We start from the raw sequence: 16,541 nt of genomic DNA, 5'->3' as shown, positions 1-16,541 counted from the left end.
GCCCGAAGGGGCGCCGGAGCAAACTGGGTAGCCTTAACCAGACCTTTTTGGTGTCCTGAAAACCTTGTTGTCATCGTAAAAGCCGACCTGTGACTGTTCTTCATGCCAGCCCGGAATACCAAAAATCTGCAGCGGGATGAAAGGCTTGGTTTGCAGGGTTTGTTCTGTCAGGAACCCGGCTAGATAATCGTCCACTTGCTGGATGGCCGCTTCTGAAAATATCTCAGGCGTGTCGGGATCGGTTTGGTCTTTAGCGGTTACCTCGGCTACCCGCTCATCCGGGTCAGTCTTTTGGCGGCATGGCCCAATGAAATCGGGTATGCGGATGGCATGGGCGGTAATGGCTTTATAAGGGGTCACCAGTTTTTCCAGCAGGGCATGGCCGAAGGCGATAACCCGGGTTTGGCGCCACAGGGGGCGTAAGGTCTGAAAGGCGGTTTGCCATTGTTTGGCTTGCAGGGCCTGCCAAAGCTCGTCCGGGCATTGGATGAAGAAACCGTTTTCATCAATAATCGTAATGGCATCCCTTGTTTTTCCCCTGGTATCACCCACACCTGCTTGTTTTATTTGCGCCGCCTGTAACCGGTTAAGGCGGGTTTTGGTGTTCGGGAAGGTAAACCAGCACAGGGCATTGAAATAATCATGCAGGCCATCACGGGTGGGCACATTGCCGGTTTCATAAATATAGGTTTCATAGGCCATGCTGTCGGGCAGGATTTCCTGTGGGACGAAGTTAACCGGTAGGAGGGCAGGGCGATGGTCGTTCAGGAATGCGTGAACACTGGGTACGGTTTGCTGCGGGGCAGGGAAACGGGTTTTCCAGGGGGACCAGTAGGGGGCGTCAAGATGGATCCGGTTCAGGACAGAGATGGGCATGGCATTGCAAAAAAGTTAAGCCGCTCCTGTGGCAAGGGCGGAAAGGGTAAAGCCGGGTTATAACGGGCGTGGAGGGACTATTTCCTGAATGTTACTTCAGGCATTTTATCGCCCCAGGGCATGAGCGGAACGCCTGATATGCTGTTGTAAGGTGAGCCTTCAATAACCCGCTCACTCACCACCAGATAAACCAGCGTATTATTGGGTTTGTCCAGCAGACGGGTCACGTTAAGGTCTTTGAATAACAGGCTCATGCGCTGGGTGAAGATATTTTCTTTTTTGTCAGGGATGGCTTTTGTGGCCTTGAGGGGACCAACCTGGCGGCAGGAAATGGCAAAGCGCGAGGGGTTCTCTGCCAGGCCCAGGGCACCCGAAATACCGCCGGTTTGGGCATGCGACAGGTGGCAGACAACGCCTTCAATATCGGGGTCATTAAATGATTGAACGCAAACCTTGTCATTATTGACAACGCGCCAGGTGGTACTGACGCAGCCAACCTCGTCGGCCTGAGCGGCGGGTTGAAAGAAAAAACCGGACAGGGCAAGGGCGGCCAAAAGTATTTTTTTCATGCTAAGCGTCTTTGTGGTGTAGTGATAGTATGTCAAACTGCAATATGGGGTTCAATCACTAAAATTCAAAGCCAGCCAAATATAACCAGCTAAACACCATGACTGTTCAAACCAACCATAAAACATTATTGACTATTGTACTGGGTATTACCCAAATGCTGGCCTGGGCCTCTACTTATTATTTGCCGGCCATGATTGCCCAGCCAATGGCCAGTGAGTTGGGTATCCCGGTAGCATGGGTATTTGCCGCGTTTTCCCTGGCCCTTTTGCTGTCCGCTTTTGTGACTCCCATTACGGGTCGAAGAATAGACCGGGTGGGAGGAAGGCCGGTGCTGTTGCAGTCCAGCCTGTTCTTTATGACGGGTTTGCTGCTGTTGTCATCCGCGAAGGGCATCATGGTTGTGGGATTGGGATTTGGGCTGATTGGCCTGGGGATGGGACATGGCATGTACGACTCCGCTTTTGCAACCCTGACCCGGTTTTATGGCAAACAGGCCCGTTCGGCCATTATGGGCGTGACTTTACTGGGTGGACTGGCCAGTACGGTCGGCTGGCCCTTAATGAGTTGGGTATTACATTACTGGGGTTGGCAGCAGGTTTGCCTGATGTGGGCATTGTTGCATATGATTCTGGGAATGCCGCTTCATCTGCTGGTGCCATCCATCAATCATGAAACCCAAGTCGAAACCGGTGTTCTGCAGGAAACCGGAACAGAACCGTTGCAGGCTGAAAATCAGGCAGGCAGGTCACAGGGGTCAAAGCGGATTCTATGGCAAATGATGTTACTGTCCTATGTTTTTGCCGTAGCCTGGTTTATTTCCACTTCATTGGCGGCACATTTTCCTGAATTGATCGTACTGGCCGGGTATGGCTTGTCTGTGGCGGTCATGGCCGGAGCCCTGATTGGTCCGGCCCAGGTGGGTGCCCGTTTGTTTGAGTTCTTTTTTCTGGGGAAGGTGCATCCGGTTCTGGTGGCCGTTTTTGCCGCATCGCTGCATCCTGTGGGGGCGGTGCTGTTTTTGTTTTTTAATGGCAGTCCCAATTTGTTTGCCATTTTGCATGGGGCGGGTAATGGCATGTTGACAATTGCCATGGGAACCGTGCCGTTGGCTTTGTTTGGCCCCACCAATTATGGACAAAGGTTGGGTTTGATCGCCATGCCAGCCCGTATCGTGCAGTCATTTTCCCCTTTGGTGTTTGCGTTTCTGCTGGCGCAATGGGGCGCGTATTCTCTTATATTCACAACAGGACTGCTGCTGACGGCTATAGTATCATTGTTAAGTATTTATTATTTTGGTGTCAGGAATGAGCACGCTTGAAAAATTGCGTATTGATAAATGGCTTTGGGCCGCCCGCTTTTACAAAACCCGTTCGCTTGCAGCAACCGAAGTTGGCAAGGGCAGGATTGATGTGAATGGGCAGCCTTGCACCAAGCCTGCCCGGGAAGTCAAGGTGGGCGACAGGCTCACTATCCGGCAGGAGCGTATGAATCGGGTGGTGGAAATCAAGGCCTTAAGTGCGGTACGCGGCCCGGCACCGGTGGCGCAGTTGCTGTACGAAGAAACCCCTGAAAGCATCCAGGCCCGGGAAGCGGAAAAAGAAAGAAGAAGGCTGGCCAATGAGCCTGCCGATACCATCTTGCATGGTCGCCCCACCAAACGTGACCGGCGTTACCTGGATGACTTGAAACGGCGTTATTGAAGACAACCACATCTGATTTAATAATTATGTAATATTTTTTCCATAAAATTATTTATAGTAAATTATTTTAAATATATATGAATGGGTCAAATTGTAGTCCAGGATTATGGAATATATTGATATTCTGTTCCTGGTTCCCATGATCCTGCGTGGGAATGGGGCAAGACATAAAGCCAAATAAATGGTATGTTTTGTATTCAAATAAAAATATAAAAAACACCCACAAAGGAGGCATTATGTCTATTCAATTCAAGCGAAGTACGGTTGTTACATTCCTTGGTCTGGCATTATTGGCTGGGGTTTCTGTTGCACCCTTACAGGCCAAAACACCCGCCCCGGTGGCACCACCCCAGGTGCAGTATGACTATGATATGGATATTTTCCATCCGGTCATTGCCCATAACGGGATGGTGGCAACCGAGCAGCACCTGGCTTCTGCCATAGGGCTGGACATCCTTAAAAAAGGGGGCAATGCCGTTGATGCGGCCGTGGCAATCGGCTTTGCGCTGGCGGTTGCCCTGCCCAATGCCGGCAACCTGGGGGGCGGTGGTTTCATGATGGTGCATGACAAGGACAGCGGCCAAACCATTGCGCTTGATTTCAGGGAAATGGCCCCTGCCAAGGCAAGCCGTGACATGTATCTGGACGAAAAGGGGGATGTGGTTGCCGGCAGATCGCTTTATACTCACCTGGCGGTTGGGGTACCGGGTACGGTGGCCGGTATGGAACATGCCCTGAAAAAATGGGGCAGCATGCCTTTGGAACAGGTTATCCAACCGGCCATTGAGCTGGCGGAAAACGGTTATATTGTGAGTAACTCACTGGCAGAAAACCTGGCGGCCACCAAAGAAAGCCTGGGTAAGTGGGACACCACCAAAGCCATCTTCTTCAGGGATGGCGAACCGTTGAAAGCGGGTGATTTGCTGGTGCAGAAAGACCTGGCTGAATCGATGCGTTTGATTGCCAAAGAAGGTGCCGACGCTTTCTACAAGGGGAAAATTGCCGATCAGATTGTAGCGGAAATGGGCAAACATGACGGCCTTATTACTAAAGAGGACCTGGCCAATTACAAGGTGGTCGAACGAGAACCGGTTAAAGGCACTTACCGCGGGTATGAAGTGGTTTCCATGCCGCCGCCCAGTTCTGGCGGTATTCATGTCATCCAGATGCTGAATATGCTGGAACCGCACGATCTTAATGTTTTAGGGTTGAACAGTTCAAAAACCGTTACCCTGGTGGCTGAAATCATGAAACGGGCCTATGCCGATCGTTCCGAGTATCTGGGTGACCCTGATTTTTCCCAGGTGCCACAAAAAGGGCTTACCTCAAAAGCGTATGCCAACAGTCTGGCCAATACCATTTCTTTTGATAAGGTAACGCCATCCAAAGAGATTCTGCCGGGTAAGCCGCAACCCTACGAAAGTGACCAGACCACCCATTATTCGGTGGTGGACAAAGACGGTAATGCGGTAGCCGTTACCTATACCCTTAACCTGAATTTTGGCAGTGGTATTGTGGCTGGTGAAAGCGGTATTCTGCTGAATAATGAAATGGATGATTTTTCAGCCAAACCAGGTGTGCCCAATGCTTTTGGCCTGATTGGCGGCGATGCCAACGCGGTTGAACCGGCAAAACGGCCGCTGTCTTCCATGACGCCCACCTTGGTATTGAAAGATGGCAAGCCCTGGCTGGTTACCGGCAGTCCGGGTGGCGCACGCATTATCACGACCGTGCTGCAAACCATCCTGAACAGTATTGATTTTGGCATGAACCCGGCCGAAGCGGCGTCCACTCCCCGTTTCCACCATCAGTGGTTGCCTGATGAGTTGCGTGTGGAAAAGGGTTTCAGTCCCGATACCCTGGCATTGTTAAAGGAAAAGGGTTATGACATTGCCCTGAAACCTGCCATGGGGCGTACGCAAACCATCCAGGTGCGCGATAATGTGCTGTATGGTTATTCTGATCCACGCAACCCGGATGGCGTGACGATTGGTTATTAGCGGGTTACAGGCATTTTCCCATCTTGTTTCCAGCGATATAAGCTGTTATTGTTGCTTTTTTAACAGAGTATGGTGGCAAGGCAAATGAACGTTTCCGGCAAGGCATTGGTCGTATCGTTGATGATAGTTGCAGGCTTTTTGACTGGCTGTGACCAAGGGGCGCCTGTTAACAGCCCGCCGGTAACCGTTCATGGTGAAGTAGACCATTCCGAAGTGGAACTGGCCCGCGCCAAACAGGCTGAAGCACAGGCCAGGGCTGCCGAGGCCAAGTCCCGCAAAGACGAGGCCAAAGCAGTTGCCGATGAGGCGCGTTTGCGACAGAAAGAAGCGCTTAGTAAGGAAAACGAAGCAAAAGCATTGGCGGCCAAGGCTAAGTCTGAAGAAGAGGCCGCCCGCCTGAACGCCGAAGCCGCCAAACACAATGCCATCGAAGCGCAGGCCAATGTGGAACTGGCCAAACTCAAGACTGAAGAAGCTCGCCTGAAAACCGAAGAAGCCAAGGCGCGTGCCGATGAGGCCAAAGCCCGTGCGGATGAAGCACGCTTGCTGGCTGAAGAGGCCCAGGCACGACTGGAAACCGCCAGACTGCAATTGGAAGAGGCGCGTTTGCAAATGCCGGTGGCAGAGATTAATGAAAGCCCGGTGCCCGGCGCTGGCCTGTCTGCTCCTGAAAGTCCGAATCCAGAGCCGGGCTCGACTGTTCCAGATAGTACAGGCCTCACACCTGAAGCGGTGACTCCGGCTGAACCAGACTAGCTGCTGGCACAAACATCTGGCCGACCTTGAACAGGTTGCCGTGAATGTCAAAGGGGCCAACGGTCGCGCTTGAATTGCCGCAGTTGCCGCCACGCATATCCGTGGCGGGAATACCGGTTTGTGATGATCTAAAACGGGTGCAGGCCGGAAGCGTTAAAGGTATTTAAAAACGTTTAAAGTGGATAAGAACCATTAAAAAGCCACGGAAAGCCCGCCATCAACAGCCAGGATCTGGCCGTTGATATAAGAGGCGGCAGGGGAAGTCAGAAAAAGCACGGGGCCGATGATTTCCTCGGGTTTGCCCAAGCGTTGCAAGGGGTTGCGTTCCTGGATTTTACGCATGGTTTCGGGCTCTTTGATCAGTGCTTCATTGTGTTCGGTATCAAAAATACCCGGTGCAACCGCATTGCACAAAATACCCTCATGACCATATTCAACCGCAATGGAACGGGTCATGGTATTAAGGGCCTGCTTGGTGATGGGATAAATGAAATCGCCATGGCGGATAACGTGGCCGGCAATGGAGCTGATGGTCACGATGCGACCATGGCGGTTTTTGCGCATCAGGTCGATGGCCGAGCGGGAAATACCGATATTGGCCAGGATATTGGTATGAACGATATGTTCGATTTCAACCGGGGTAAGGTCGTGCAGGGTTTTACGAATCCGGATGCTGGCATTGTTAATCAGGATATCAAGGCGACCGTATTGTTCTTCTATCTGAGAAAAGGCCTCGCGGCGGGAATGGTGGTCATTAATATCAAAAGATAGCCAGCTGGCCGACAGGCCCATGTTATTGAATGCACCGGCGGTTTCTTTGGCGCGTTGCTCGTCTCGGGCATGTACCACAACGGTGGCGCCGGCGTTGGCCAGTCCATGGGCTATTTGGTAGCCCAGGCCTCTACAGGCACCAGTGACCAGGGCAACCTGGTCCTTCAGGGAAAAAAGCTGGTTGGTGTTGCTTGTTGCACTCATGAATTGGCTCCTTGGTCCCGCTGCTTTGGTGTGCTGGCAGGCGTATTCATGAATATGCCTGCCAGGGTGATGATTGTTATTTTGCAAGTATAGTGCGGATTGCCTGCTTTTCAAACACGGTAAAAACCATACTGTCGGGATAGCATGAATGCTCTTTTTTCTGTTATGGTAGTTTTGAAAAAACAATCAACCGTTTTCAGGACTATTAAAATATGGCAGACAACACTTTTTTATTACCCGGTATCCAATATCCCATTATCCAGGCACCCATGGCGGGGGTTTCCACACCGGCCCTGGCTGCGGCGGTATCCAATGCCGGCGCTTTGGGTTCATTGGGGGTGGCTGCGGTTGATACGGCCGGCGCACGCCAAATGATTGAGCAAACCCTGGCCTTAACCCATAAACCGTTTAACGTGAATGTGTTTTGTCATCGGCGAACCTCGCAAAACCCGCAGAAGGAACAGGCCTGGCTGGCTTATTTGAAACCCCTGTTTGATGAGTTCGGTGCCACGCCTCCCGCGCAGCTGAATGAAATTTATGACACCTTTGTGGATAACCGGCCTATGCTGGATATGCTGCTGGCGCTTAAACCCGCCTTTGTCAGTTTTCATTTTGGCCTGCCTTCCACGGACTATATACAGGCCCTGAAAACGGCGGGAATTACCTTGCTGGCCAGTGCCACCACCCTGGAAGAAGCCCGGCAAATAGAAGCGGCAGGCATTGATTTTATTGTGGCTCAGGGGTACGAAGCCGGTGGACACCGGGGGGTGTTTGAGCCTGAGCAGGGCGATGCCTGCATGGGAACGCTGTCATTGGTGCGTTTGTTGGTTAAAAATTGCCGCTTACCTGTTATTGCAGCGGGAGGGATTATGGATGGCAGTGGCATCAAGGCCGTCTTAAAACTGGGGGCCTGTGCTGCCCAGATGGGCACGGCCTTTGTGCTGTGCCCCGAGTCATCCGCCAATGCGGCTTACCGTGCCAACCTGAAAAGCGGGCGGGCCTTGCATACGGCCGTTACCACGGTTATTTCGGGTCGTGCCGCCAGGGGTATTGTTAACCGCATGATGACAGATCTTGAATCGGCTGGTGCTCCGCCCACGCCGGGTTACCCCATGACCTATGATGCTGGCAAGGCATTGATTGCCGCAGCCAATGCCCGGGGCAATTTTGAGTTTGCCGCCCAGTGGGCCGGGCAGGCGGCTTACCTGGCGCGGGAAATGCCGGCCGCACATTTGGTGGCAACGCTGGTGGAAGAACTGAAGTGATTGTTTGGGGCAATATCATTAGGGTATTGCGCCCAATGTGTTTTAGCGGCGATTGCGCGACTTGTTGCCAGTGGCGGCACCATTTGCCGGGCGACCTGGCAGATGCCTGAAAGTAATTCGGCCTTTATTCATGTCGTAAGGTGACATTTCAAGTGATACTTTGTCACCGGCCAGAATACGGATATGGTGTTTGCGCATTTTGCCACCGGTGTAGGCGATAAGCGGGTGGCCGTTATCCAGTGTGACGCGAAAGCGGGAGTCAGGTAGCACTTCGGTTACCATGCCATTCATTTCTATTAATGCTTCTTTGGCCATAGATAAATCTCCTGTGTGATTGAAAAATAACATGCATGAACGGGCTGGGCCGCAAGCTTCAACAAAAGCGGTATGCATGGATAGGCGCCGTGGCGCTGGCGGGTATCGGGATGTAGCGTATTTTTTCCGCAAGGGGAAAAGATGTATAGCGTATAGCCGGTATAGCTGCCTGGGGTTAGTCAGGGACTGGGTGAAATTCTTTAAGCATTAAAAATTAATGCTTGAGGAATAAGTGGTTAGCACTTGGCGAACAAGTGGTTGGATTAACGATACCCGTTGAATATTACGCCATCATAGCGACGACAATATGGCATTGTAACATACTTTGCGTTGTTTGTTAATGATATGAAAATAAAGCGAAATATACAGCGGGGTCAGGGGGGCGGCTGACCGTGTCGGTCAGCCGGAAAATGATTTTGGTTTCAAGCTTCAAGTTTGGCCTGGTTGGGTAGATCTTTCAGGGCGGGGGCCGGTGGCAGGCCGGTCACATCCAGAATTTCCTGTTCGTCCAGCGTTTCGCGCTCTAGCAGGGCGGCAACCAGCGCATCCAGCTGCTGGCGATGATCGCGAAGCAATTGCTTGGCCTGCTCATGGCTCTCATTGATGATTTTATGCACTTCTTCATCAATCAGGGCGGCGGTTTGTTCGCTTACACCGTCAAGCTGCCGTTGTGCCACACCCAGGTAAGGGTTCTGGCTGGCGGCCAGTTTTACCATGCCCAGTTTTTCACTCATGCCCCAACGGGTTACCATGTTTTGTGCCAGTTCGGTAACCTGTTCAATATCATTTTCAGCGCCGGTGGTTTTGGTGCCGTAAACGATCTCTTCGGCCGCCCGTCCGCCCAGCATGCCAATAATGCGTGCCCGCAAATAGGCTTCGGGGTAGTTGTAGCGGTCTGCCGGCGGGCGCTGGTAGGTGACGCCCAGCGCTTGGCCACGTGGCACGATACTGACCCGGTTGACCGGATCGGCACCGGGTACGACCAGGCCAAGAATGGCATGGCCGCTTTCATGATAGGCAATTCGCTCACGGTCGGCCTGGCTCAGGATAATGGGACGCTCTGGGCCCAGCATGATTTTTTCAAGGGAGTCCATAAAATCCTTCAGGTGGATTTCATGTTGCTCGCGTTTGGCTGCAAGCAGTGCCGCCTCATTGCTCAGGTTTTTAAGGTCCGCACCGGATAAACCGGGTGTGGAGGCGGCGATTTCCATTAAATCCACGTCTTGCGCCAGGGGTTTGTCGCGGGTGTGAACCTGTAAAATGGCTTCACGACCGGTTTTGTCGGGCAGGTTCACCACGACCCGGCGATCAAAGCGGCCTGCTCGTAGCAGTGCCTTGTCAAGAATGTCTGGTTGGTTGGTGGCCGCCAGCACAATCACTTCTTCCTTACCCGAAAAGCCATCCATTTCAGTCAGAATCTGGTTGAGGGTCTGTTCCTGTTCGCTGGCCCCGCCCAATACGGCCTGACCCCGGGCACGGCCGATGGAGTCGATTTCGTCAATGAAAATAATGGAGGGGGCATGTTCGCGCGCCTGCTTGAATAAGTCCCTGACGCGGGCAGCACCCACACCGACAATCATTTCAACAAATTCTGAGCCGCTCATGGAGAAAAAAGGAACATTGGCTTCGCCTGCCACGGCTTTGGCCAGCAGGGTTTTACCGGTGCCCGGTGCTCCCACCAGCAATATGCCTCTTGGGGCAGTGGCACCCAGTGCCGTGTATTTTTTGGGGTTTTTCAGGAAATCAACAATTTCAACCAGTTCGTTTTCGGCCTCATCAATACCGGCGACATCCTCAAATGTGACTTTTTTAGCCTGCTCATGGTCATAGCGGCGGGCCTTGCTTTTCCCCAAGCCAAACATGCTGCCACCCAGTGCGCCACCGGTCTGCCTGGAGGCACGACGGTAAAGCCATACATAAAACAGGATAATCAGCAGTACCGGTCCGAAACCGAACAGCAGGTTGCTTAGCGAGCTGCCGGTTTGGGCTGGCGAGGCGTTAATCCTGACATTATGGCTGGCTAGAAAGGAGGCCAGTCCGGGGTCGGTGAAGTCGGGTACAACGGTAGAGAATGTTGTGACGTTGCGGGGGGGAGCCGAGGCTGCCGGCTGGGCTGCGTTTTCAGCAGGAGGCAGGGTGACCGGATGGTTGAATTGTCCCTGGATGAGCTGGCCCTGGCTGTGAATCGACTGGACATTGCCTTGCGCAACCTGTTCTTTGAAGGTGGTGTATGGCACTGGGATTGCCTGGTTGGCACCGGGCAAAAGCCATTGGGTGACCACATAATTGACTACAAGGATCAGTAAAATGATGAGCCAGAAATTGCGTTGTGGCAGCCGGGCGCCATCGGGGCGTCCCGGCGTATTGTTGAATGAATTGCCTGAAGAAGAATTATTGCCGTTTTTCATCATGCTTTGATTGCTCTGGAGTTGTTATGGGGCAGAGGCCTTGCGGCTTTGCCCGAAGGACGCTTTCAGTGAACTAAACGGGGTAATCGTTTATGTCCAATCATAGCATTGAACATGTATCTGCATGCTACAGTCAGGCGGACGGGTGCTTGGTCACCTTCTGAGACCAGCCATCCAGGGGCCAATCCCGATCCGCTTTGTGAAAAAAAAAGCAGTTTCTTCCTTTGCGTCAGGATGCTGTTTCCGCAAAATTTCCGTCACGAAAATCCTGCAAGGCCTGATACAGTTCCTCCTGGGTATTCATGACAAAAGGTCCATATTGGGCAATGGGTTCATTCAGGGGCTGGCCGGCAATCAGCAGTACCCGGGTGTCGGCACTGGCCTGAATCACCACACCATCGGCCTGTGCCTGGTTTTCCAGAATAGCCATGCGTTGCACCGGTACCGCTTTTCCTTCAATGGACACTTCCCCACGATAAACATAAACAAAGGCATTATGGCTGGCGGGCAGGAGTTGTTCGAAACGGCTGCCGGCTGGCATATGCAGATCCAGGTAGAGCGGTTCGGTGGTTTCGCGTGTAACGGCACCGGCAACACCATGGCTGCTACCGGCAATCACCGTTACGTCAACGCCTTCCGGTGTGCGAAATTTGGGCAGTTCTTCGGCTTTAATGTCCCGGTACCAGGGTTGGGTCATTTTGTTGCGGGCAGGCAGGTTCAGCCACAGCTGGAAGCCTTCCATGACGCCTTCTTCCTGTTGCGGGATTTCCGAGTGGATGACTCCCTTGCCAGCCACCATCCACTGCACACCGCCATTTTCCAGCAGCCCTTCGTTGCCAGCGCTGTCACGGTGCTGCATGCGTCCGGCAATCATGTAGGTGATGGTTTCAAAACCACGGTGCGGGTGGTCGGGGAAACCGGCAATGTAGTCGTCGGCTTTATCGCTGCCAAAATTGTCCAGCATCAGGAAAGGGTCAAGCCGGCGTTGCAGGTTTTGGGTAAGCACCCGGGTCAGTTTCACGCCCGCGCCATCAGAGGTGGGCTGGCCGGCAATAATATGTTCAACCTTACGAGGGTGGGTAACGGTGCTGTGGCTGGTGTTCATGTTTTGCTCCTTGCCGGTATGCCTCATCCGCAGCATGCTGCTTGCAATACCGGAAATTGGGGGATTAATCGTATTGTTCCACTATACACAAGACACCGGTACTGAAAAACCACCAAAATGGACCAGATTGTTTCATAAGAGGAACAATGATAAAGGTGAAAAGCGCAGGCTTGTCAGGTGACGGCAATAGGATGGCAGCAGGAGTACTGATAACACTGGTATAAACCCTGAATAAATGAAGACAGGTCGTATTTAATTTGGATTTTGAGTCGTTAATATATATCATTATGCTTTTTTGTGATAAGCATATGCATATTGGTTATATTGAATATTAAGTGTCTGTGCTTTTTATTTTGTATTTCAGAGGGGGAATAATTCGATTATGCGTTATTCATTAGTTCGATTAATACGGGCCGGTGCCTGGGTGGCCGGCGGGTGGACGCTGGCCTTGCCTTCGGCCATGGCTGCCGATACCATCAACGCAGAGGCCATTGCCAGGGGTAAAACGGTTTCAGCCACCTGTGTGGCCTGTCACCAGGCCAATGGCGCTGGCATGAATCTGCCCCAGGGCGAATCCTGGCCCCGTCTGGCCGGCCTGAACCGGGACTATATGATTGCACAATTGAAAGCGTTTAAGGACGGCACCCGCAAAAATGCGTCTATGGTGGCTTTTGCCTCTATGCTGAATGACGAACAAATAGCTGATGTGGCCAGTTATTATGCCAGTTTGCCGGTTCCTGAAATTACACCCGTTGCCGCTGATGCGGCATTGTTGAAGCGGGGCGAACAGTTGGCTTTGCAAGGAGACTGGGAGCGTTATATCGTGAGCTGCAAAAGCTGCCATGGGCCCGGTAACCAGGGTAATGGTGCCGACTTCCCCGTTTTGGCAGGACAGCAGCCTGCTTACATCGTGCAGCAAATCCAGGCATGGAAAAACGGTACCCGTATCAATGACCCACAAGGGTTAATGGCAAGTATTGCCAAGCGTCTTGATGACAACGATACACAGGCAGTAGCGGCATGGCTGGCACAGCAGCCGGTGCAGGAACAAAAGTAAGGGGAAGCAGGCATGAAACATCGTATTAAATTCAGTTCAGTATTGGTTGCGGCTGCGTTGGTTTTTTCAGCGACAGGCGCCCAAGCCACTTCTTTTACCAAACAAGGCAAGGATTTGACACCGGCCGAGCTGGAAATAGTGAAACAAATGGTGCAAGGCGCCGCTTTACCTACTGAAAACGAGTTGGTTCATATTCCTCCCTCCATTGACGAGCTGGAAAACACTGATTTGCATCCGAAAATGAAAGAAGCCATCCGGCGCGGTCATGATTTATTCGTTAATACCCAACAGTTGCGCGGCAAAAACGTGTTCAATAATATGAATTGTTCAAGCTGCCACCTGGCAGACGGGCGGATGCCTTATGGTGGGCCGGTATGGCCTGCAGCCATCGACTTGCCTGCTTACCGCCCCAAAAACGGTCATGTGAATAATCTTGAAGAACGGATTGCCGGCTGTTTTACGTATTCAATGAACGGAAAACCACCTGCCTATGGCAGTGACGATATGTTGGCCCTGTCCCTGTACCATCAGTGGCTGGCAACCGGTGTGCCTATGTTCTCCAAAGATAAAATTTATGGCCGTGGCTTTCCCAAGCCGGCCGATCCTGAACTGAAGCCGGATGCCGCCCGGGGTAAAGTGGCTTATGAAGCTAATTGCACTGTTTGTCATGGTGCTGATGGTGCCGGTCAAACCGAGAATGGCAAGGTGATTTTCCCTGCCTTATGGGGTGATGACTCTTATAACTGGGGTGCCGGCATTTCGCGCGTATTTACCCTGGCCGGTTTTACCAAACACAATATGCCCCTGGGTCAGCCTAATACGCTGTCAGACCAGGAAGCCTGGGATATTGCGCAATACATTGATAGCCAGGAGCGTCCGCAAGATCCCCGTTATACCGGTAATATTAAAGAAACCCGTGAGAAGTATCTGGAAACCTTTCACAAGCACACGATGTATGGCACTGAATATAACGGTAAGGTTCTGGGTGACCACGACAATGTGGGCCATAAAGACTTCCTGAAACCGGACATATTGCGTGACCGTGACTTTACGGGTGCCGCGGTCAAGCCTTAATTGGTATCGGCCAGTTCTGCCATGTCCGTACGGGGGTACCCGAAACAGGATATGGCAGAATCAGGTTTCGATTGAGTTGGGCGGGTCCAGTTTGCGTATATGAACGGTGTCAATGCGTTGTTCTTCGATGCTTGCCACCCGTAATTCAAGCTGCTCATGGATCAGGGTTTCTCCTTCTTTGGGCAGGCGGCCAAACCGGCTGATCATATAACCCCCCAGGGATGCATAGTCACCTTCCGCGCTAACCAGGCCTTCTGTCTGGAGCGCAATTTCCAGCTGATGCAGGTCGGCACAGCCTGCCACTGTCCATTGCCCGGGTCCGGTTGCCTGGATTTCCATGGTTTCGTCTTCGTCGGGGAACTCACCGGCAATGGCCTCAAGGATGTCGATGGGTGAAACCACACCCATGAGTTCACCAAATTCATCACTGACCAGAACGATTTGCCCGCTGGCCCTGCGCAAGGTTTCGATCAGGTTGATGGCCGTGATGGATTCCGGCACGTAGATTGGGGTGCGCAAGCTGTTTTTTTCATTGATTTTGCCTTCGCGGATCAGGTCGCCAAGCAGGTCTTTCACACGGGCCACCCCAATAACATTATCAATGGTTCCACGGCAGACCGGGAAGTAACCATGGGGCACTTCAAGCAGTTTTTCACGGATTTTTTCAGGATCTTCATCCAGGTTCACCCATGAGATATCAGAGCGGTGCGTCATGATGGATCGCACGTTGCGTTCGGCCAGTGTCAGGACGCCGCTGACCATGCTGCGTTCTTCCGGGGCAAAGGCGGCAGGCATTATGTCTTCAGGGACATCAGGTAGCTCTCCGATGTGTTCCTCTTCTGACTGGCGTCCACCCAGCAGGCGAAGAACCGCTTTTGAAGTGCGCTCACGCATGGGGAAACGGGCCTGTTTTCGGACAACATTGCGTCGGGCGATCTGGTTCAGGGCTTCAATCATGATAGAAAAGCCAATGGCCGCATATAAATAACCTTTGGGTAGATGAAAGCCCAGGCCTTCAGCGAACAGGCTTAAACCAATCATGAGCAGAAAGCTCAGACACAGTACGACAACCGTAGGGTGTGCGTTCACGAAGCGCGTCAGCGGTTTGGAGGCGATCAGCATGACACCGATGGAGATGATGACCGCCGCCATCATGACTGGCAACTTGTCGACCATGCCAACGGCGGTGATGACTGCATCCAGGGAGAATACGGCATCCAGGACCACAATTTGTGTGACGACAACGCCAAAGCTGGCGTAACCGCCTGAGGCAGACCCTTTGTGAGAAACCCCCTCAAGCCGTTCGTGGAGTTCCGTGGTGGCCTTGAAAAGCAGAAAGAGCCCCCCGACCAGCAATATCAGGCTGCGGCCTGAAAAACCATGCCCGAAGAGACTGAACAGGGGGGTGGTGAGCGTGACGATCCAGGAAATGACTGAAAGCAGGCCCAGTCGCATGAGTAACGCCAGTCCAAGGCCGATGACACGGGCCCTGTCCCGCTGGTGAGGGGGCAGCTTTTCAACCAGGATAGCGATGAAAATGAGGTTGTCAATGCCAAGGACGATCTCAAGAACGACAAGCGTGGCAAGACCGATCCAGGCGGTGGGGTCCATGAGCAGTTCAATCATTGTGTTTTCGGGTAAAGGCGTGACAAGGCAAACAGGCGTACAGTGACATTGGCCCGGGATGGATGGGTCCGAAGCAGGCTATGAGGTGTAGCGGGGCGGGCAGGGGAAAAGGCAATCGAAATCTGGCTGGCGCAGGCCAGCCTCGTACTGGGTGGTTCCGTGTCAGAAGCCATAAGTTGGGTTCAATTGAAGTAGGATAAACATAGATAGCTGAATTAAATGTTATTTAAGCGTTGCATGATCCTAGCACGCGAATATGACAATGACAAGACACAAACATGACATATGGGCAGGTGTCCCGGTTGTGTGAAGGGCAATAATTTGTCTGATTTCAGCATTGGGGTGAGGCGGTGAATATGATATAGTTGCGGACTATGCGAATTTTTCAGGATCAACCTCGATACAAGATGACACGCGTCTGGCAAATGCTTTTTTGCCTGACGGTTTTGTCGTTCCTGTGCCGGGCGCTGATTCCTGTGGGCTATATGCCCGACTTTTCCGGCGCCCGTGACGGCAGATTTTCCATTACCATTTGTACCGTTGCCGGTACAAGCACCATCCTGGTGGATGCAAACGGACAGCCGGTCGAGCCATCGTCAGGCGATTATTTTGACAATCAGAATTGCTCATTTTGCCTGCTTGCATCGCAGGTATTAATCCCCGCATCGGAAGCGCCTGCATTGGTGACGTTCGTTACGCAACGTCCTGCCCCATTGCTACATGGCAATGAAGCACTCCCTCCTTTGCCCGCCCTGGGCCCGCCGCTGGGCTCCCGTGCCCCTCCTTTAAGCCTCGGTTAACTTTTTGCCAGTGA

The 16,541-nt window shown here is 52.5% G+C and carries 16 protein-coding genes; 8 read left to right on the top strand and 8 right to left on the bottom strand.

Annotation, left to right across the window (positions count from 1 at the left end):
- Nucleotides 1-33 precede the first annotated feature (33 nt).
- Together KU392_RS04715 and KU392_RS04710 are read right to left on the bottom strand one after the other, a co-directional pair.
- Nucleotides 34-876, bottom strand: a complete 843-nt coding sequence (locus tag KU392_RS04715) for a DUF3025 domain-containing protein (RefSeq protein ID WP_217734716.1) — start codon at nt 874-876, stop codon at nt 34-36.
- Nucleotides 877-953: 77 nt separating this feature from the next.
- Entirely contained in the window at nt 954-1,445 is a 492-nt protein-coding gene (locus KU392_RS04710) for a CreA family protein (RefSeq protein WP_169293079.1), read from the bottom strand.
- Nucleotides 1,446-1,543: 98 nt separating this feature from the next.
- Here KU392_RS04710 and KU392_RS04705 point away from each other — a divergent pair, with 98 nt between their 5' ends.
- From KU392_RS04705 to KU392_RS04690, 4 genes are all read left to right on the top strand, one after another.
- Entirely contained in the window at nt 1,544-2,764 is a 1,221-nt protein-coding gene (locus tag KU392_RS04705; RefSeq protein ID WP_169293080.1) for an MFS transporter, read from the top strand.
- Complete coding sequence (locus KU392_RS04700; protein WP_169293081.1) at nt 2,751-3,146, top strand: RNA-binding S4 domain-containing protein; 396 nt, start codon at nt 2,751-2,753, stop codon at nt 3,144-3,146. Before KU392_RS04705 ends, KU392_RS04700 begins: the two co-directional genes overlap by 14 nt.
- A 236-nt stretch (nt 3,147-3,382) precedes the next feature.
- A complete protein-coding gene (ggt, locus tag KU392_RS04695; protein ID WP_169293082.1) occupies nt 3,383-5,146 on the top strand; it encodes a gamma-glutamyltransferase in 1,764 nt (587 codons plus the stop codon).
- Nucleotides 5,147-5,230: 84 nt separating this feature from the next.
- Nucleotides 5,231-5,902 (top strand): hypothetical protein, encoded by a 672-nt coding sequence (locus tag KU392_RS04690; protein WP_217734715.1) that lies wholly within the window; start codon nt 5,231-5,233, stop codon nt 5,900-5,902.
- Nucleotides 5,903-6,094: 192 nt separating this feature from the next.
- Here KU392_RS04690 and KU392_RS04685 read toward each other — a convergent pair whose 3' ends face one another.
- Nucleotides 6,095-6,877 carry an SDR family oxidoreductase gene (locus tag KU392_RS04685; RefSeq protein ID WP_169293112.1) on the bottom strand — a complete coding sequence of 261 codons (783 nt, stop codon included), beginning with the start codon at nt 6,875-6,877 and terminating at the stop codon, nt 6,095-6,097.
- A 212-nt stretch (nt 6,878-7,089) separates the two neighbouring features.
- On the opposite strand from KU392_RS04685, the gene KU392_RS04680 reads away from it, so the two are divergent.
- Nucleotides 7,090-8,142 (top strand): NAD(P)H-dependent flavin oxidoreductase, encoded by a 1,053-nt coding sequence (locus KU392_RS04680; RefSeq protein ID WP_217734714.1) that lies wholly within the window; start codon nt 7,090-7,092, stop codon nt 8,140-8,142.
- 42 nt (nt 8,143-8,184) lie between these two features.
- Here the strand turns inward: KU392_RS04680 and infA are convergent, their stop codons facing one another.
- The 3 genes from infA to KU392_RS04665 form a co-directional block, all read right to left on the bottom strand.
- Nucleotides 8,185-8,457 carry a translation initiation factor IF-1 gene (infA, locus tag KU392_RS04675; protein WP_169293114.1) on the bottom strand — a complete coding sequence of 91 codons (273 nt, stop codon included), beginning with the start codon at nt 8,455-8,457 and terminating at the stop codon, nt 8,185-8,187.
- A gap of 422 nt (nt 8,458-8,879) precedes the next feature.
- On the bottom strand, nt 8,880-10,868 hold the full coding sequence (gene ftsH, locus KU392_RS04670) for an ATP-dependent zinc metalloprotease FtsH (RefSeq protein ID WP_246587321.1): 1,989 nt from the start codon (nt 10,866-10,868) through the stop codon (nt 8,880-8,882).
- A gap of 226 nt (nt 10,869-11,094) precedes the next feature.
- Complete coding sequence (locus tag KU392_RS04665) at nt 11,095-11,970, bottom strand: pirin family protein (protein WP_217734713.1); 876 nt, start codon at nt 11,968-11,970, stop codon at nt 11,095-11,097.
- 382 nt (nt 11,971-12,352) lie between these two features.
- Between KU392_RS04665 and KU392_RS04660 the strand changes: the two genes are divergently transcribed.
- A complete protein-coding gene (locus KU392_RS04660) occupies nt 12,353-13,027 on the top strand; it encodes a c-type cytochrome (RefSeq protein WP_217734712.1) in 675 nt (224 codons plus the stop codon).
- Nucleotides 13,028-13,039: 12 nt separating this feature from the next.
- Nucleotides 13,040-14,101: a c-type cytochrome gene (locus KU392_RS04655; RefSeq protein WP_169293118.1), complete on the top strand. Its 1,062-nt coding sequence runs from the start codon at nt 13,040-13,042 to the stop codon at nt 14,099-14,101.
- 60 nt (nt 14,102-14,161) lie between these two features.
- On the opposite strand, the gene KU392_RS04650 is transcribed toward KU392_RS04655, so the two are convergent.
- Entirely contained in the window at nt 14,162-15,724 is a 1,563-nt protein-coding gene (locus KU392_RS04650) for a TerC family protein (RefSeq protein ID WP_217734876.1), read from the bottom strand.
- Nucleotides 15,724-15,900: a hypothetical protein gene (locus KU392_RS04645; RefSeq protein WP_217734711.1), complete on the bottom strand. Its 177-nt coding sequence runs from the start codon at nt 15,898-15,900 to the stop codon at nt 15,724-15,726. Before KU392_RS04645 ends, KU392_RS04650 begins: the two co-directional genes overlap by 1 nt.
- 234 nt (nt 15,901-16,134) lie before the next feature.
- Between KU392_RS04645 and KU392_RS04640 the strand changes: the two genes are divergently transcribed.
- Nucleotides 16,135-16,527 (top strand): DUF2946 family protein, encoded by a 393-nt coding sequence (locus KU392_RS04640; protein ID WP_217734710.1) that lies wholly within the window; start codon nt 16,135-16,137, stop codon nt 16,525-16,527.
- Nucleotides 16,528-16,541 lie beyond the last annotated feature (14 nt).

The sequence above is a fragment of the Advenella alkanexedens genome, assembly GCF_019132845.1.
Taxonomy (GTDB): domain Bacteria; phylum Pseudomonadota; class Gammaproteobacteria; order Burkholderiales; family Burkholderiaceae_B; genus Advenella; species Advenella alkanexedens.
This window is presented reverse-complemented; position numbering and strand designations above follow the sequence as displayed.

What these genes read in the sequence shown, in the direction of transcription:
- KU392_RS04715 (WP_217734716.1), bottom strand. Translation starts at nt 876, where the DNA reads ATGCCCATCTCTGTCCTGAACCGGATCCATCTTGACGCCCCCTACTGG.
- KU392_RS04710 (WP_169293079.1), bottom strand. Translation starts at nt 1,445, where the DNA reads ATGAAAAAAATACTTTTGGCCGCCCTTGCCCTGTCCGGTTTTTTCTTT.
- KU392_RS04705 (WP_169293080.1), top strand. Translation starts at nt 1,544, where the DNA reads ATGACTGTTCAAACCAACCATAAAACATTATTGACTATTGTACTGGGT.
- KU392_RS04700 (WP_169293081.1), top strand. Translation starts at nt 2,751, where the DNA reads ATGAGCACGCTTGAAAAATTGCGTATTGATAAATGGCTTTGGGCCGCC.
- ggt (WP_169293082.1), top strand. Translation starts at nt 3,383, where the DNA reads ATGTCTATTCAATTCAAGCGAAGTACGGTTGTTACATTCCTTGGTCTG.
- KU392_RS04690 (WP_217734715.1), top strand. Translation starts at nt 5,231, where the DNA reads ATGAACGTTTCCGGCAAGGCATTGGTCGTATCGTTGATGATAGTTGCA.
- KU392_RS04685 (WP_169293112.1), bottom strand. Translation starts at nt 6,877, where the DNA reads ATGAGTGCAACAAGCAACACCAACCAGCTTTTTTCCCTGAAGGACCAG.
- KU392_RS04680 (WP_217734714.1), top strand. Translation starts at nt 7,090, where the DNA reads ATGGCAGACAACACTTTTTTATTACCCGGTATCCAATATCCCATTATC.
- infA (WP_169293114.1), bottom strand. Translation starts at nt 8,457, where the DNA reads ATGGCCAAAGAAGCATTAATAGAAATGAATGGCATGGTAACCGAAGTG.
- ftsH (WP_246587321.1), bottom strand. Translation starts at nt 10,868, where the DNA reads ATGATGAAAAACGGCAATAATTCTTCTTCAGGCAATTCATTCAACAAT.
- KU392_RS04665 (WP_217734713.1), bottom strand. Translation starts at nt 11,970, where the DNA reads ATGAACACCAGCCACAGCACCGTTACCCACCCTCGTAAGGTTGAACAT.
- KU392_RS04660 (WP_217734712.1), top strand. Translation starts at nt 12,353, where the DNA reads ATGCGTTATTCATTAGTTCGATTAATACGGGCCGGTGCCTGGGTGGCC.
- KU392_RS04655 (WP_169293118.1), top strand. Translation starts at nt 13,040, where the DNA reads ATGAAACATCGTATTAAATTCAGTTCAGTATTGGTTGCGGCTGCGTTG.
- KU392_RS04645 (WP_217734711.1), bottom strand. Translation starts at nt 15,900, where the DNA reads ATGGCTTCTGACACGGAACCACCCAGTACGAGGCTGGCCTGCGCCAGC.
- KU392_RS04640 (WP_217734710.1), top strand. Translation starts at nt 16,135, where the DNA reads ATGACACGCGTCTGGCAAATGCTTTTTTGCCTGACGGTTTTGTCGTTC.